Origin of the sequence: Nocardia sp. 852002-51101_SCH5132738, from assembly GCF_001665695.1 — a bacterium.
Taxonomy (GTDB): Bacteria; Actinomycetota; Actinomycetes; order Mycobacteriales; family Mycobacteriaceae; genus Nocardia; species Nocardia nova.
In genome coordinates this window covers 26,682-42,291 of the sequence record NZ_LZML01000049.1, presented here as the reverse complement: position 1 = coordinate 42,291, position 15,610 = coordinate 26,682, and the positions used below count along the sequence as shown (strand labels likewise).

Here is a 15,610-nt window from a genome sequence, read left to right as displayed (position 1 = left end):
ATGCCGATCGACGAGACACTCGCCGGTTACAGCAATCTCGCCTTCAAGACGGCGTTCGTCGTCTACCTGCTGGTGCTGGCGATGCTGATCGTGCAGTACGCCTCGGCGAAGAAGAAGGTGACCAGCGCCCAGGAGCGTGAACGCGAACTGGTCGGCGTCGGCGCCTCCTCCGGAGTGAGCGCGGACCGGCCGGTCGTGCCCGGCAAACTGGAGCCGGCTCCGAAGCGTTCGCTGGCCGAGCAGCTCGGCAATATGGCGTTCGCGGTCGTCTTCGTCGCGATCGGCCTGCACCTGGCCTCGATCGTGTTGCGCGGCTTCGCGACCCACCGCTTCCCGCTCGGCAACATGTACGAATTCATCACCATGGCGACCGCGGCCGCGATGGTCACCGGCCTGGTGTTCATCCACGACCGCCGGTACCGCGCGATGTGGGTGTTCCTGCTGGTTCCGGTGCTGATCCTGATGTTTTTGGCCGGCCAGGTGCTCTACGCCGACGCCGCGCCCGTGGTTCCGGCGCTGAAGTCGTATTGGCTGCCGATCCACGTCACCATCGTCAGCATCGGCAGCGGCATCTTCATGCTCTCCGGTGTGGCGAGCCTGCTGTTCCTGCTGCGCATGCACCAGCCGGAAGGCCAGGAGTCGAGCAACCCGCTCGGTGCCCTCGCCCGCCGCCTCCCCGACGCCCGCACCCTCGACCGCCTCGCCTACCGCACGACGGTCGTGGCCTTTCCCCTCTTCGGCACCGGCATCATCCTCGGCGCCATCTGGGCCGAAAGCGCGTGGGGCCGCTTCTGGGGCTGGGACCCGAAGGAAACCGTCTCCTTCGTCGCCTGGGTCATCTACGCGGCGTACCTGCACGCCCGCGCGACCTCCGGCTGGCGCGAAACCAAGGCCGCCTGGATCAACGTCGCCGGCTTCGTCGCGATGCTGTTCAACTTGTTCATCATCAACATCGTGGTGAGCGGGCTGCACTCGTACGCGGGCCTCAACTAGCTCCGTCAGCGGGCCCACGCCGGTGTCTCACCGACGTCGGGCGCTGCATCCGCCCGATTCCTCACCTGGGCCCTTGGTCCTCTAGCCGTGGACCCGACCGCAGTCATAGGGTCGATCTGTCAGCCAGGGAAGCGCCGAGGCGAAGGGGCTGATCGGATGGGTGCTACATCTGGCAGTACGGGGACAGCGGATCGAGGTCCGGCCGGGATCGACAAGATCAGGCTGACGATCCTGCCGACCGGGACCATGCACGGCGACCTCACCTGGCTGTTGATCGACCCGGGGCATATGGCCACGAGTGCCGACAAGCATCCGCCCCGCGACTGGGTCGAGGTCCCCACTTACGTGGTGTATATCGAGCATCCCGACGGCACGAAGCTGCTCTGGGACACCGGGGTTCCCCGGGACTGGGAAAAGCGCTGGGGCCCAACCGGTATGGACAAGTTCTTTCCGGTCGATTCCGTCACCGAGGACATGTGGCTGGACTCGCGGCTGAGGCAGCTCGGCCTCGAGCCGGGGGACATCGACTATCTGGTGCTGTCCCACCTGCACGGCGACCATGCCGGGAACGCGCAGCTGTGGGCCGGCACTCGCACCACGATCGTCGTCGACGCGGAGGAGAAGAAGGGAGCGTTCGGCTTCGACGGTTACAGCAACGGCGCCTACTTCCGGCCCGACTACGACGGATTGGAGCTGACCACCATCGACGAGGACACCGAGCTGCTGCCCGGTGTCACGCTGCTGCGCACCCCGGGCCACACTCCGGGGACCCTGTCATTGCTGGTCGACCTCGCCGACACCGGCGCCATGCTGTTCAGCTCGGACTCGCTGTACCGCAGCGAAAGCTACGGGCCGCCCGCCATCGCCGCAGGCATCGTCTACGACACCGTCGCCTGGTTCCAGTCCGTCGAAAAGATCCGCGCCATCGCCGACCGGACCGGCGCCACCGTCGTGTTCGGCCACGATCCCGGCCAGCTGGCCGGGCTGAAGACCGGCGTCGGCAACTACTACACCTAGCACCACCCGCGGCCGATGCGCGGATCTCAACCGGCCTGTTCGCCCACCGCCAGCACGGCGCGGAAGCCCTCGCCGAGGCAATCGGTGAAGACATCCACGTCGGGCACCGCGGCGCTGTCGGCGTTGATGCCTACGCAGCAGGTGTCGATATGCGAGATGAGGGTGACGTTGAAGGCCGTTCCGATGGTGGGGCCGAAGGCGTACATCCGCTCCACCGCGGCGCCGGCGATGAAGATGGGCACCGGTGAGCCCGGGACGTCCGATGCCACGAAGTCCACGTGCTTGAGCATGGCGGTGACCATGGCGACCGGCAATCGGTTGAGCGTGGCGGCGACGGCGGCCGAATACGGGATCGCCGGCTCGTGGCGCCAGCCGACCACGATTCCGTCGAGCACGGGCATGAGCAGCGCGGGATCGGTGATGTCGGCCGGGAGTGCGAATCTGACCAGAGTGATGCGATTTCCGCCGATCGGGTCGTCGGATTTCCGCACGCTGACCGGCATCGTGACCCGCAACCGCTCGACCTGCCCGTCGTGCAGTTCGTGGTAGCGGTGCAGACCGAGCACCACCCCTGCCAGGAACGCGTCGTTGACGGTGCAGCCGACCGAGTGCGCGGCTCGGCGCAGTGGCTCCATCGGCACGTCGACGGTCGACAACTGGCGTGCCAGACCGCGTTTCGTCATCACGGGTGACAGGGTGTCGACCACCGGCCGGGCCAGTTTGCCGATCGATACGGCCAGAGCCACGCCGTCGCGGACGGTGCCCAGCGGGTGGGTGATGGCATGCCGGGCCAGCGGCAGGACATGCGCGAGTCCGCCGCGCAGCAACTCCGATCCCACCGCCCAGTTCCACCCGACGATGTCGAGCAGTCCACCGCGGCTCTCCGGGGCCGGCTCGGGATCCGGACGCGGTTCGCCGCCGGCCCGGGTGAAATCGACGATCTCGTTGGCCAATTGGATGCCGCCCAATCCGTCGGTCAGGCAGTGATGCACCTTGAGCACCAGCGCGCTGCCGCCACCGGTCACATCGCCGAGCACGGTCACCTGCCACAGCGGGCGGACCGGGTCGAAGGCCGTCATGGCCTCGACGCGGGCGAATTCGAATACCGCCGTGCGGTCGACCGCGGCCGGCAGGGCGACCCGCCGCATATGCCAGGACAGGTCGAAATCGGGGTCGGCTTCCCAGCGTGGTGGCGCGAGACCGGCAGGCAGGGCGACCAGCCGATCCCGGAAGCGGGGGGCCACCCGGGTGCCGCGATCGATGGCCTGCACGAGGCGTTCCCAGTCCGGCTCCGCGTCGAGCATCACGACCGAGACGATCGTCGAGCGCAGGATCGCGTCGCGCTCCATACTCCACGAGAACAGGTCGGACTGGCTGAGATGAGATTCGCGCGTGTCCGTCATCGGCTTGCCTTCGCTGAGGAACAGCCGCCGTGATCGCCGCGGATGCGACTCCCGGCGCCGCTCGTGTCTCGACCGTATTCACCTCACCCGTCGCGCCGATAGGGCCGAACGTCGGTGCCGCCGTGACCAAGGGCTCCCCGGGAAAAAAAGTTTCTCCTCCATGTCGAAATCCCGGAGTGTCGCGCGAAGGAGTTGTCGAGAGCCGGACCGGCCGGCCCAGCCACGGAGGGAAGAACGAGATGAACACCGACGTCACCGCCTACATCGACGGTAAGAAGAACTGGCAGACCGGAATCTGCACGAGCCTGCGCGAGACCGTGCACAACACCCTGCCGGGTGTGGTGGAGGTATTCCGGTACGGCAAGCCACATTTCACGGTCGACGGGACGAACGTCGCGGTGGTGCACGTGGCCGCGGCTAAGGTCTCGTTCATGGTTTTCGGCGCACAGGACATCGAGCCGGTGCCGGGGGTGCTTCGTTCGCTGGGCTCCGGCGACCGCAAGGCCGTCGACTTCCGCGCGGGCGACGCTGTCGATCCCGCATACATCGCCGACCTGCTGCGCCGCGTGGCCGGCACCAACTGAGAAAGAGGTTTCGTCATGCGCGTGATGGTGATGACCAAGGGCGATGCCGCCGACGAGGGCAAGGGGCAGCCGACCCAGGAGATGTTCGAAAAGATGCAGGCCTTCAACGAGAAGTTGGTGAAGGCCGGCATCATGCTCGGCGGCGAGGGCCTCCAACCGAGCAGCACCGGGGCGAAGGTCGCCTTCTCGACGTCCGGGACCTCGGTGGTGGACGGCCCGTTTACCGAATCCAAGGAAGTCATTGCGGGATACTGGATTTGGGAGGTCAGCTCGCTGGCGGAGGCCGTCGAGTGGGCCAAGCGCTGCCCGTTCGATCCGTCCTACGGAGATTCCCAGGTTCTGGAGATTCGCCCGCTCTTCGACATGGACGACTTCGCCGAGACCGTCGACGCCGAGACCCTGGCCCGCAGCGAGCAGTTGCAGCACCGGCCCTCGGACTGAACCCGGCCGACCGATGGAACTGCGCGAATCGGTCGAGGCGCTGTGGCGGATCGAGGCTCCTCAGCTGATCGCCACGCTCGCCCGCCGCATCGGGGACCTCGACATCGCCGAGGATCTGGCCTCCGAGGCCTTCGTGGCCGCCTTGGAGCAGTGGCCCGCCGAGGGCGTGCCGGCCCGGGCGGGCGCATGGTTGATGAGCACCGCGTGGCACAAGGCGATCGACCGTGCCCGGCGGGAGGAGACGGCGCGTAAGAAGGCGCCGCTCCTGCTCGCCGGGCAGGACGGCGAATTGCCGGACGTGAGCGCCGAGGCGCTCACCCCCATTCCGGACGATCTGCTCACCATGGTCTTCACCACCTGCCATCCGGTGCTCTCGCCCGAGTCGCGGGTGGCGCTCACCCTGCGGCTGTTCGGCGGCCTGACCACCGAGGAGATCGCCCGCGCGTTCCTCTGCCCCTCGGCGACCATCGGTCAGCGCATTTCGCGCGCCAAGCGCACGCTGGCGGAGGCTCGGGTGCCGATCGAGGCGCCCTCGGCAGGGGAACTGCCCGAGCGCCTGCGCGCGGTGCTCGAGGTCCTGTATCTGATCTTCAACGAGGGATATTCGGCCTCCTCCGGAGAGAGCGTCGTCCGTGCCGACCTCGCGACCGAGGCCATGCGGATGGGACGGGTCCTGGCCGGCCTGCTCCCGGCGGAGCCCGAGGTGTTCGGCCTCGCGGCGCTCATGGAACTGCAGGCGTCGAGATTCCGCACCCGCGTCGACGACAACGGCATTCCGGTCCAACTCGAGACCGCCGCCGCTGGGACCGCACGCTGATCGAACACGGTCTCGGCATGCTCGACCGTGCCTTCGATCTGGGGCGTCCGCTCGGGCCGTATTCGCTGCAGGCGGCGATCTCCGCATGTCATGCCCGCGCCGCCGCCTTCGGTGATACCGATTGGGTCGCCATCCTCGCTCTCTACGACGCTCTCGCCCAGCTCACCGCGTCTCCCGTGGTCGAGATGAACCGGGCCGTCGCGCTTCTCCACGTCGACGGCCCGGAAGCCGCACTGGCCGCGACCGAGCCGCTGCTCGCCGACCGGCGGATGGCTCGATACCACCTGCTCGGCGCGGTCCGCGGCGATTTCCTCACCCGGCTCGGCCGGCATCACGACGCCGCCGCCGAGTTGGAACGAGCCGCCGAACTCGCCCCCACCAGGAAAGAGCGGCAACTTCTGCTGGACCGCATGGCGGCCGCACTCGCCGCCGCAGGGTGAGGCGCCGGCGCGGGCAGTCCTGTTGCGCAATCTTGCGACCTTCGCGCTGGACGTCGAAAACGTGGAGCGGACCCGGACAAAACCCTGTCAACCTGCGTAGACATCGAAATCTGCCGTACCTGCGCGGTTATGGGGCGGCCGCGATGGGTAGGTAACGATTCATTGCAATCGCATTAATGCGACCTAACCGGAGGGGTTGTACCGGTTACCGTGTGTGCGCGGAGGTTGCCCTCCATGGGGAGCGGATACGTCGGCCTCCGTTGTTAGGGGATGAACCGGTGCCCCACTTCTGTGGGTCTGAGCCGCCCAGCGGGTGGGGCACTGCCTCCTCTCGAGCCGCGCCGTTGACATTCGCCGGTGGGCGCGGGCGGTCACGGCGTCGCAGGCTCTCCGCGGACGTCCGGGGTGGCCCGGTGGTCATGCCGGCCTGCGGGACGTTCGATGCCGTCGTCGCCGTCGATGGCGGCGATGCGGTGCGGTGGAGATCGTCCGCCGAGTACGAACGCCTCGGCCGGAACAAAATTTCGCCCGTACAGGTCGGCCAGTATGCGGCCCAGATAAATACGGTCGTCGGAATTCCCGCGGCGATCAGCAGGCCGATCACCGGATCGTCGCGGCGACGGCGCGACCACGCGGGCTCAGCTGCCATCGGGCGCGGTCCCGGCTCGGGACGATCAGGCCGCGCGCGTGCAGGCGAGCCAGCGCGTTGCGGATGCTTCGAGTGGTGTGAGCTGTGGCCCGTTGCAACTGGGCGGCAGTGAGGAGGCCGCCCGGCGCGAGCGTACGCAGGACGGCGCGCTCGCTCGGAGTCACGCCCGGGCTCCGGAGGCGTTCCATCGTGCGAAAGACAATCGAGGACAGGCGGTTTCGATGTCTGCGAGGTGCATGACCAGGTCGAGGGTGCGGGCGTCGAGATGGGCGGGTGTGGGCATGACGATGGCATCCACATCGGCAGTGCGGATCTGGTCGATCAGCGGAATCGTTCGATGCGGAACCGGCCAGACCAGCGCGTAGCCGAGGTGGCGGGCGAGCCGTTTCACCTGTGCCGCATCCCAATTCGGTGCGGTGCTGACCTCCGGATCGATCCAGGCCAGCGCCGTCGGACGTGTTCTCATCCCTACCCCTCCTGTCTGTGTATGTCAGATTCGACGCAGGTAGGAGCCCCGAGGACCAGTGAAGGGACAGGGGGACAGGGCGGCGGTATCGATCTACTCTCGGAGCATGGGCGAACACGTGGGGCGGCGGATCGCATCCGAACGCAAGATTGCCGGTTTGGGGCAGCGTCAGTTGGCGGCGCGCGCGAACTACTCGCTGTCGATGGTGAAGGCGGTCGAGCAGGGCCGAGAGGTCGCGTCGCCCGGGTTCATATCGGCCGTCGCTCGGGCGTTGCACATTACGCCCGAACACCTCACCGGGGCACCGTACGACGACGGAAAGCCGTTGTCGGACGCGGTGAACGGGCTATCGGTATTGCTCACCGAGGGGCGCTACGCTCGAGCGGCGGAGCCGGGCTCGCTGGTCCAACTGGAATCGGAACTGGCTGCGGCGCAACGGCTCTACCGGAGCGATCGAACCCGTCAAACGATCGAGGTACTGCCGGACCTGATTCGCCGTCTGCACGGCTCGGTGCGAGATCTGAACGGCGATGAGCGAGCGCGGGCATACACGCTGCTGACCGCGGCCTACGTCCTGGCGGAATGGTCGGTACGCCGCACCGGGCATATGATGCTCGCACTTCCGGCATTGGATCTGGCGGATACCTATGCTCCGCTGGCCGACGACTCGAACTTCGCGGCGTTCTCGGTACTGGCCCGCGCACGCGCGCTCACGCACTACGGCGAATCGGAAGTCGCTGCGCGGCTGATCGATTCGGCGCTGGACGCGGCTGACGATTCACATGCCGGGATGGTGCTGGCCGGCTACTCACATCTCGCCGGCGCGATCAACGAGGCGCGCTCCTTGAATTACGCCCGGGCGCTGGACCATATCGGTGCCGCACGAGAACTGGCCGCTCACACCGGCGAGACCGACCTGTACATGACCGCATTCGGTCCGCTGAACGTAGACATACATGCTCACGCAGTAGAGCTCGAAGCGGGCGACCCGAACAGGGCGGCGCTCGACGGCGCGCAACTAGCCGCGCCGACGGGTGCGCCGCCTACCCGCCTCGGCCATCACTGGCAGGACAATGCGCGGGCGTGGTTGATGTCCGGTAAGCCGGATCGAGCGCTGGCGGCGCTCAACAAAGCCCGCGCCGCGGCGCCGCAGCAGACGCGACTGCATCCTTCGGTGCGCGAAACCGTGTACGGCATCGCCGCCGCGCAGCGCCGTCAGTCCGAGGGATTGCTGGGATTCGCGGCGTGGATCGGCGCTGGTCTCTAGCAGAAAATCCGGGGCCGAACTTTTCGTGCAAACCTCCGCGAGATTTACGGAAAACTCAAAAAACCGGCGGGGTTTGCACGAGAAGTTCAGGGGTTTCGTCACTCCGGATCGAACGCGCGGGCGACGGTAAGACTGTCCTCGTAGACGTGGTGACGGGTGATCAGGCCGTTCTCGACCGTCAGGTGAAGGGCGAACCGTGCGCGGTAGGGGCGACGGGTCGCGCGCGCGGTCTGGCGAATTTCGCCCAGTACCACCGCATCCGGGCCGTCGACGAGAATTCGCTCGACCACCGTATCGACCTCTTCGGGAATATGGTGCTCGGCGATCGCGCGGAAATGCGCGGCCGCGTCGGCGCGGGTGGAGCGGTGTGTGATCCACGGGGTGGCGACGCGGCCGTGCTCGTCTTCCGGCCAGTTCAGTTTCCAGTCGCTCGTCGGGGCGTACAACGCGGCGATGTTCTCCGGATCGCCGGCGGCCATGCGGGCCAGCAGATCTTCGACGACGGTGCGGGTGAGCGCGGCATCATTCACCGGTCCGACTCTGCCCGTGCGGGCGATGCGAGTCCATTACCTCCGACGTCATGCGAATCGAACGGTCAGGATTTCTTGCTGGGAATGACGACGACCACGATGAGGGTCAGGATGCTGAAGAACAGCCCCAGTAGCCCCCACCCGAACGGGTTGCGGCCCTTGGCTGCGGCGATGGCGGCGCAGATGAACGCAGCAATGATGCTGCCGATGGCGACGAAGATTCCTTTGACACCGCGCAGGATGAATCCGGCCGCTTCCGGATCGGTGTGGGCGGCAGCCAGCAACAAGTTCATGATCACTCCTTCTGTGCCGCGAGCGTCCGGGCCGAATGGATTCCGGTGTGCGGCTTCTCAGCAGTACCCGGGCGCCGAGGCCGCAAACGGGAGCTCCTCCCGGCCGCGGCCGTCATCCCTTCGCCGTCGCCAACACCAACTTGCCTGTGCTCGTTCCTGATTCGAGGCGACGGTGGGCCTCGACAACCTGGTCGAACCGCAGGGACTCGACCTGGACGCGAAGTGCGCCACGAGCGGCTGCTTCGACTGCCCGCCGCAGGGCTGCTCCCGCTTCGTCGGGGTAGGCGGCCGCGAAAGCGGCGAGATTGAATCCGGAGACCGTCTTGTTGGTGAACCACAGCTCGTTCGCCGAAACTCCGACGTCCTCGGCGCCGGACGCGTTGCCCATCACGATCATTCGGCCCAGCGGGCGAAGCCGGTCCAGGCTCGCGCGGCGGGCCGGGCCGCCGACCATATCGACCACGATGTCGAATTCCCCTGCACTGGAGATGTCCTCGCGCAGGATCACCTCGTCATAGCCGAAAGACCTGGCTACCTCGATCTTCTCGGCGCTGCCGACGGTGCCGACCACCCGGCCCGCGCCGAGCAATCGCGCGGCCTGGCCGAGTTGGCTGCCGACGCCGCCCGCTGCCGCGTGCACCAGCACACTCTCGCCGGGTTCGATGCGCGCCACGCGGTCGAGGACGAGAAAGGCGGTGGTGCTGTTGGACGGCAGCGCCGCCGCGAGGTCCAGGCTCAGGTCGAGGCCGTCCAGCGGTGCGACCAAGGCCGCGGAGGTGACGACGACCTCGGCGTAACCGCCACTGTCGACGATGGTCAGCGCCGCGACCGGCCGGCCGACCGTCAGGTCCGTCACATCCGGGCCCACCGCGCGGATCCGGCCCGAAACCTCGATACCCGGCACGAACGGCAACGGCACACCGACGACGCCCTGCCGATACAGCACCTCGGCGAAGTTGGCTCCCGCGTAGGCGACGTCGATGGAAACCTGGCCCGGACCGGGTTCCGGGATGTCGACGGTGGCCGGCCGCAGCACCTCCGCGGGACCGAATTCGGGGATGGTGATCGCCTGCATCTGTGTAGTGCTCATGACAACGATCCTCGGCGCGCGGAAGTCGAGGAGGCAGTGTCAGCTCATCCTGGGTGTGGCACCACCAGGCTGCAACAGCCGTTCCAGGCGTTCGGCGGTGCCGGGGCGCGGGTTGTGCAGGATCAGGTGGTGGCCGGGGTGGTCGGGTACCGGGAACAGCGTGGCGTCGAAGATCAGCAAGCCCACGTCGGGATGTTCGACGGCCTTCACCGCGACGCTGTGTTCGGCGGCGTCGTGGCGGGCCCACAGTTCGGCGAACTCCGGGCTGACCTGGGCGAGATCGGTTGCGATACGGTCGAATTCGGGATCGTCGGGATAGCGGGCGGAGTCGGCCCGGAAGCCGGCCGCCACGCCGGGCGCATTCTCCGACCACTGCTGATGCAGGACGCGGTAGCGGGCATTGGTGAAGTAGGACACCAGGCAGTTGTGATCGGTGTCGCCGTAACCGAATACGCGGCGCGCGGCATCGTTGACGGCGGTGAAATTCCAGTGCCGGTCCCTGATGTATCCCGGGCGCGGAGCCCATGCGTCGAGCAGGGCCTGCATCTGCGGAGACGCCGGAACCGACGGCGCGGCCTCACGCTGCGGCGGATTGAGACCGGAGAGGCGATACAGATGTGCGCGCTCGGCCTCGTCGAGCAGCAGCGCGCGGGCCACCGCGTCGAGCACCTCTCCCGAGACCTTGATATCGCGCCCCTGCTCGAGCCACGTGTACCAGGACACGCCGACCCCGGCCAGCACGGCGACCTCTTCGCGCCGCAACCCGGGAGTGCGCCGCCGCCCGGCCTCCGGCAGGCCCACCTCGGCGGGCGTGAGCCGTTCCCGGCGGCTGCGCAGATAGTCGCGCAACTCCGCCCGCCGCCGATCCCGTGCACTCGTGCCGCGCGGATCATCGTTCGCGCTGATACTCACCCGTTCACGATAGAGAGGCGGCCGCGGTGCTGATGGCGTGAGGCCGAATCGATCGCGCACACGCCATCGGCAGCCGGTCCCCGCCGGCGCACGACAGCGGGGACCGAACATGTCGGTGTCGCGTGGGAGAATCGACTCCGTTCGTTGGAATCGGGGGTGGAGATGAACGGGCAATCCGGGCGTCGGCGCGAGCAATCCGGGCGTCGGCCCAAGGGGCTGGGGAAGCGGGCATGGCTTACCACGCAGTTCGTGCGGCGAATTCTGCGCACGCTGGCGTGGTCGAATGTCGTGCGCGTCACCGTGACGGGGCGAGAGCTGGTGCCGAAGTCGGGGCCGGTGATCGTGGCGAGCAATCACATCTCGATGCTGGACGCGGTATTCCTCTGGGGAGCGTTGCGGCGCAGGGCAATTGCCATCGCGATGGCCGAGCTGTGGTCGTGGCCGGTGGTCGGGTGGCTGGTGCGGCGCCTGGGGCATATTCCGGTGGTGCGGCGCGACAGTGCGTCCGGGCAGTCGGCGATGGCGCAGGCGGAACAGATTCTGCGGCACGGCGGCGTGCTGATCGTCTATCCGGAAGGGCGACTGGTCGCACCGGGCGAGAGTGAACCGTACAAACCGGGAGTGGCGAAACTGGCGCTGGCGACCGGAGTTCCGATCGTCCCGGTGGGCACCACGGGGACCGACCGCGTGTTGCCGATGCGCCGCACCCGCGGCGACGGCCCCGCGTTCGACCGCCGCCAGCGGGTGCGTATCCACTTCGGCACGCCCATCGATCCCGCGGAATTCGACGATCCGGAGAAATTGCTCGATCACTTGCGCCGGCGCATCGAGGACCTGGGGAAATGAGCTCGGCGACAGGCAGTGCCGACGGCCGGGCGGTGTCCTCCCGTAGGGTCGGGCATGTGCGCACTCCGGAAGGAAACGAGCTCCGATGACCGCGGAACTCGTCTGGTACGCCGCTTACGGATCCAATTTGTTCGAGAAGCGGTTCACCTACTACCGGGCGGGCGGCAACCCGCCGGGCACCCCGCGTCTCTACGGGGGTTTCCGGGATCCCACGCCGCCCGCGCGGAACCGGCCGCTCTCACTGCCCGGCTGCGTCTATTTCGCCGGGCAGAGCCCGGTGTGGAGCGGCGGCGTCGCGTTCTATGCCCACCGTCCACCTTCGGACTGGCCGGCCGGCGCGGCCGCGCGTGGTTACCTGTTGACCGTCGGGCAGTTCAGCGATCTGATGGCCCAGGAGATGCACCGCCAGCCCGGGGACGGCCCCGACTTCGATCCGTCCGAGGTGGTTCGCCAGGGCTACGTCCAACTCGGCGACGGCCGCTACGAAACCCTGTGGCACGTCGACGACGTGGATGGCATTCCGGTCCTGACCTTCACCTCCCCGGGCAGCCCGCTGACCAGCGACCTGACCAAACCGTCCGCACGTTACCTCGGCATGCTGGCCGGCGGTCTCGGCGAATCCCACGGCTGGCCGCCGGACCGCATCCTGCGCTATCTGTCCGAACTTCCGGGCGTGCGGGATTTCTGGGAGCCGGAAGAACTCCGCGGTGTGGTGGACGGCCGGAGCCTCTGACGTGACGGCCGGCTTCAGGTGAGATCTTCCACCGGGGGGATCGTTCCGGTGGTGGCGTGCAGCGCGGTGCGGGCGGCGGAGATCGTGGGATGGGTACGGGTGCCGGCGCGGTAGGCGATCCGGGTGCGGCGGCGAATGGGGAGCGGGGTCAATTCGACCGGGGTGGTGTCGGTTTCGGGATGGAGGGGAATCGCGAGCTGGGGGATGAACGCGACGCCCTGCCCGGCGGCGACCAGGGCGAGGACGGTGCCGAAATCGTCGGAGCGATGGCGGATATGGGGAACGAAACCCGCTGCCTCGCAAGCTCTTACGGTCATGGTGTGGCAGAGGGTGCCGGGTGTTCCGGAGATCCATGCCGCATCGCGGTAGGCGGACAGCGGCTGGGTGGTGCGGGCGGCCAGATAGACCGGTTCCTCCAGGAACGGTTCGGTGTCCAGGCCGGCCTCCGGTTCGGCGGGCACGTAGTCGTATTCCTGGATGAGCGCGATATCCAGGGTGCCGGCACGCAGTGCCGCGGGCACGGCTGCCGGATCGAGTTCCGTCACATGCAGTTCCAAGCGCGGATGAGCCCGGCTGAGCGAGACCAGCGCATGCGGCAGGATCCGCTGCACGGCGGTGGGGAAGGCGCCGATGTGCAAAGCGCCGGTGAGCTCGGCGGTAGCCAGTTCGGCCTCCGCCTCTTCGAGAATCGCGAGGACCGCTTCGGTGTGTTCCACGAGGCGGCACGCCGCCGCGGTGAGGGTGACGCGGCGACCGCTGCGTTCCAGTAGCGTGACTCCTGCCTCGCGTTCCAGCGCGGTGAGCTGCTGGGATACCGCCGACGGGGTGTAGGACATGGCCTCGGCGACCGCAGCAATCGTCCGGCGATGGGCCAACTCCCGCAGCAGCCGTAGGCGGCGAACATCGAGCATAAGTTCAGCTTAAGCTCGAAAGAAGATTTGTGAACTGGACCTGAATCAACGCCTCGACGAGGGTAGGTGGCATGACGTTCAGCGGTCTCTTCGTTCCACTCGTCACGCCGTTCACGGCGGACGGCGAGCTGGCCTGCGACGCACTGGCCCGGCTCGCGCACGAGGTCCTCGATGCGGGCGCCTCCGGCCTCGTCGCCCTGGGTACCACCGGTGAGCCGGCCACCCTGACGGCGGAGGAGAAGGCCCGGGTCGTCGACATCTGCGCCCAGGTCTGCGCCGAGCGTGACGTGCCGCTGATCGTGGGTACCGGCTCGAATTCGACCGCCGATTCCGAGCGCGCATTGGCCGCGCTGGACGAGCGCGTCTCGGCGGCGCTGACGGTGGTGCCGTACTACACGAAACCCTCGCAGCGCGGCGTGGTGGAACACTTCCGGCGGCTCGCGCAGCGAAGCCCGGTGCCGCTGCTGATCTACAACGTCCCGCATCGCACGGGCCGGCCGCTCGATCCGGAAATCTTGACGGAACTGGCCGAACTGCCGAATGTCGCGGGCTTCAAACACGCCGTCGGCGTCGTCGACGAGACCACGGTCGCGTGGCTGGCTGCGGTCGGCGACCGGACGACGGTGTTGTGCGGCGACGATCTGTACGCGGCGCCGCTGCTGGCGATGGGCGCCCAGGGGGCCATTCTGACCTGCTCGAATGTGGCGCCCGCGGCCTATGCGGAGTTGATCGCGGCCTGGCGGGACGGACGGATCGAGGCGGCGCGCAAAATCGGCAACCGGTTGGTCGAGCTGGCGCGGGCACTGTTCGCCGAGGCCAATCCGACCGTGGTGAAAGGGGTGCTCGCGGCGCAGGGCCGGATACCGAGCGCGCACGTGCGCCTGCCGCTACTGCCCGCGTGCGCCGATTCGGTCTCGGCGGCGCTGGCCGCAGCCGGCCCCATCGGCTGAGCCCGCCTCAGGGCCCATCACCCGAGGTGACGATATGCGCGTCAGTGATCCGAGCCGGAATCGCCGTCGCGACGTTGGCGGGAGATCCGCCACAGGAATTCGGGATCGTCATCGGGACCCACGACTCGACGTCTCTTCTCGGGTCCTCGTCCGATGCCGATCCGGGGCGCATGCTCCGGTCCGAACGCTTTCCAGCACAGCACCGCGACAGCCACGACCGCGATGAGTGCCAACAGGTACGCCACGTCGCTCACCTCCTGACATCGAGGGTAATCCCGTGCGCGTACCTGTCGCACTGTGACCGCCGGAATGGGCGGTCCTGTCGGCTCAGGGGCGGGTTGCCTCGGTGGTCAGCGACTTCAACAGCTGCATTACTTCGGACTCACGGAAACGGCGATGTCCGCCCGGGGTGCGCAGCGAACCCAGCCGCCCGGCATGTGCCCATCGAGTGACCGTTTTCGGATCGACGTGGAACAGCGCCGCCACCTGGCCCGGGGTCAGGAGGGCCTCCTGGCCGTTGACGGAACCCAACGTGCGGCTCGCCGCGGTGATCGCAGTCATTCGCAAACCTTTCCGTAATCGACAGATCCCTCATCAGATAGCGACATCGTTGCACCCGGACCCCCAGGTGTTCGAACGATCTAACGTTGGTAAAGGGGAAGTAATAGACAAAACGGATATACGTACGGCTGGGTTCGTTGCCTCGGCGAATATCCGGCGATCGAATTCGGTGGTACCCGGGCAGGTCGGAACGGGTGTGGCGGCGTCGCCTACCCTGGTCGTGTGAGTGAAGCATCCCGATCCGACGACGCCGCGAGCGATCGGGCCCCGGCCTCGGCGGGTCGGCGGCTCGCGCGCAATCTGGCGCTGTACACCCTGGCCCGGCTGGCTCTGGTCGCCGTGATCGCCGCCATCATCCTGGTGGTGGCGCACGTGGTGAACGTCGACATCCCGCTGATCGTCGCGCTGCTGTTCGCGTTGGTCGTGGCGATGCCGCTGTCGCTGGTGCTGTTCAAGCGGCTGCGGGCGCGCGTGAACGAGGACATCGCGGCGGTCGACGAGAAGCGCCGCAACGACAAAGCGAACCTGCGAGCTCGCCTCCGCGGCGAGGAGGCGCAGTGAGCGACAATCGCGTAGCGGCTCGCTGCCCCGATCGGGTGCGGGTGTCCCGCATGGCACGGGAGGCGCAGTGAGCGACAATCGCGTAGCGGCTCGCTGCGCCGATCGGGTGCGGGTGTCCCGCATGGCACGGGAGGCGCAGTGAGCGA

20 protein-coding genes and 1 pseudogene are annotated in these 15,610 nt (G+C 67.8%); 10 read left to right on the top strand and 11 right to left on the bottom strand.

Annotated elements, in window-relative coordinates; all coding sequences use genetic code 11:
• Both ccsB and A5789_RS07650 read left to right on the top strand, forming a co-directional pair.
• On the top strand, positions 1-993 hold the full coding sequence (gene ccsB, locus A5789_RS07655) for a c-type cytochrome biogenesis protein CcsB (protein ID WP_064907244.1): 993 nt from the start codon (positions 1-3) through the stop codon (positions 991-993).
• A 156-nt stretch (positions 994-1,149) separates the two neighbouring features.
• The gene (locus A5789_RS07650; protein ID WP_064907245.1) at positions 1,150-2,010 is read left to right on the top strand and encodes an N-acyl homoserine lactonase family protein; all 861 of its coding nucleotides are present in this window, start codon (positions 1,150-1,152) and stop codon (positions 2,008-2,010) included.
• Between the two features lie 26 nt (positions 2,011-2,036).
• On the opposite strand, the gene A5789_RS07645 is transcribed toward A5789_RS07650, so the two are convergent.
• Positions 2,037-3,413, bottom strand: a complete 1,377-nt coding sequence (locus A5789_RS07645; RefSeq protein WP_064907246.1) for a wax ester/triacylglycerol synthase domain-containing protein — start codon at positions 3,411-3,413, stop codon at positions 2,037-2,039.
• Between the two features lie 239 nt (positions 3,414-3,652).
• Here A5789_RS07645 and A5789_RS07640 point away from each other — a divergent pair, with 239 nt between their 5' ends.
• The 3 genes and pseudogenes from A5789_RS07640 (at position 3,653) to A5789_RS07630 (ending at position 5,695) form a co-directional block, all read left to right on the top strand.
• Complete coding sequence (locus A5789_RS07640) at positions 3,653-3,997, top strand: DUF1801 domain-containing protein (RefSeq protein ID WP_064907247.1); 345 nt, start codon at positions 3,653-3,655, stop codon at positions 3,995-3,997.
• Between the two features lie 15 nt (positions 3,998-4,012).
• A complete protein-coding gene (locus A5789_RS07635) occupies positions 4,013-4,438 on the top strand; it encodes a YciI family protein (protein WP_030516215.1) in 426 nt (141 codons plus the stop codon).
• Positions 4,439-4,451: 13 nt separating this feature from the next.
• Positions 4,452-5,695, top strand: a pseudogene (locus A5789_RS07630) (RNA polymerase sigma factor).
• A 371-nt stretch (positions 5,696-6,066) separates the two neighbouring features.
• Here the strand turns inward: A5789_RS07630 and A5789_RS07625 are convergent.
• The 3 genes from A5789_RS07625 to A5789_RS07615 are packed head-to-tail and all read right to left on the bottom strand — an operon-like array spanning position 6,067 to position 6,810.
• On the bottom strand, positions 6,067-6,327 hold the full coding sequence (locus A5789_RS07625) for a hypothetical protein (RefSeq protein WP_063015413.1): 261 nt from the start codon (positions 6,325-6,327) through the stop codon (positions 6,067-6,069).
• Entirely contained in the window at positions 6,296-6,508 is a 213-nt protein-coding gene (locus tag A5789_RS07620) for a helix-turn-helix domain-containing protein (RefSeq protein ID WP_146098770.1), read from the bottom strand. Before A5789_RS07620 ends, A5789_RS07625 begins: the two co-directional genes overlap by 32 nt.
• A complete protein-coding gene (locus tag A5789_RS07615; protein ID WP_063015411.1) occupies positions 6,505-6,810 on the bottom strand; it encodes a hypothetical protein in 306 nt (101 codons plus the stop codon). Before A5789_RS07615 ends, A5789_RS07620 begins: the two co-directional genes overlap by 4 nt.
• Before the next feature lie 106 nt (positions 6,811-6,916).
• Here A5789_RS07615 and A5789_RS07610 point away from each other — a divergent pair, with 106 nt between their 5' ends.
• Complete coding sequence (locus tag A5789_RS07610) at positions 6,917-8,077, top strand: helix-turn-helix domain-containing protein (protein WP_064907248.1); 1,161 nt, start codon at positions 6,917-6,919, stop codon at positions 8,075-8,077.
• A gap of 98 nt (positions 8,078-8,175) precedes the next feature.
• Here the strand turns inward: A5789_RS07610 and A5789_RS07605 are convergent, their stop codons facing one another.
• The 4 genes from A5789_RS07605 to A5789_RS07590 form a co-directional block, all read right to left on the bottom strand.
• Positions 8,176-8,607, bottom strand: a complete 432-nt coding sequence (locus A5789_RS07605; protein WP_082940530.1) for a nuclear transport factor 2 family protein — start codon at positions 8,605-8,607, stop codon at positions 8,176-8,178.
• Positions 8,608-8,672: 65 nt separating this feature from the next.
• Entirely contained in the window at positions 8,673-8,900 is a 228-nt protein-coding gene (locus A5789_RS07600; protein WP_227463165.1) for a deoxyribodipyrimidine photolyase, read from the bottom strand.
• Positions 8,901-9,012: 112 nt separating this feature from the next.
• Entirely contained in the window at positions 9,013-9,990 is a 978-nt protein-coding gene (locus tag A5789_RS07595) for a zinc-binding dehydrogenase (protein ID WP_064907249.1), read from the bottom strand.
• A 39-nt stretch (positions 9,991-10,029) separates the two neighbouring features.
• The gene (locus A5789_RS07590) at positions 10,030-10,902 is read right to left on the bottom strand and encodes a helix-turn-helix transcriptional regulator (protein WP_227463164.1); all 873 of its coding nucleotides are present in this window, start codon (positions 10,900-10,902) and stop codon (positions 10,030-10,032) included.
• A gap of 162 nt (positions 10,903-11,064) precedes the next feature.
• On the opposite strand from A5789_RS07590, the gene A5789_RS07585 reads away from it, so the two are divergent.
• Both A5789_RS07585 and A5789_RS07580 read left to right on the top strand, forming a co-directional pair.
• On the top strand, positions 11,065-11,748 hold the full coding sequence (locus A5789_RS07585) for a 1-acyl-sn-glycerol-3-phosphate acyltransferase (protein WP_064907271.1): 684 nt from the start codon (positions 11,065-11,067) through the stop codon (positions 11,746-11,748).
• Positions 11,749-11,833: 85 nt separating this feature from the next.
• Entirely contained in the window at positions 11,834-12,481 is a 648-nt protein-coding gene (locus A5789_RS07580; RefSeq protein ID WP_063015407.1) for a hypothetical protein, read from the top strand.
• A gap of 14 nt (positions 12,482-12,495) precedes the next feature.
• Here A5789_RS07580 and A5789_RS07575 read toward each other — a convergent pair whose 3' ends face one another.
• A complete protein-coding gene (locus A5789_RS07575) occupies positions 12,496-13,392 on the bottom strand; it encodes a LysR family transcriptional regulator (RefSeq protein ID WP_064907250.1) in 897 nt (298 codons plus the stop codon).
• A 71-nt stretch (positions 13,393-13,463) separates the two neighbouring features.
• Here A5789_RS07575 and dapA point away from each other — a divergent pair, with 71 nt between their 5' ends.
• Positions 13,464-14,342 (top strand): 4-hydroxy-tetrahydrodipicolinate synthase, encoded by an 879-nt coding sequence (gene dapA, locus A5789_RS07570; RefSeq protein ID WP_064907251.1) that lies wholly within the window; start codon positions 13,464-13,466, stop codon positions 14,340-14,342.
• Positions 14,343-14,383: 41 nt separating this feature from the next.
• Here the strand turns inward: dapA and A5789_RS07565 are convergent, their stop codons facing one another.
• Entirely contained in the window at positions 14,384-14,587 is a 204-nt protein-coding gene (locus A5789_RS07565; RefSeq protein ID WP_030516230.1) for a hypothetical protein, read from the bottom strand.
• 82 nt (positions 14,588-14,669) lie between these two features.
• Complete coding sequence (locus tag A5789_RS07560) at positions 14,670-14,903, bottom strand: BldC family transcriptional regulator (protein WP_051025198.1); 234 nt, start codon at positions 14,901-14,903, stop codon at positions 14,670-14,672.
• 222 nt (positions 14,904-15,125) lie between these two features.
• Here A5789_RS07560 and A5789_RS07555 point away from each other — a divergent pair, with 222 nt between their 5' ends.
• Entirely contained in the window at positions 15,126-15,464 is a 339-nt protein-coding gene (locus A5789_RS07555) for a DUF4229 domain-containing protein (RefSeq protein WP_030516232.1), read from the top strand.
• Positions 15,465-15,610: the final 146 nt, after the last annotated feature.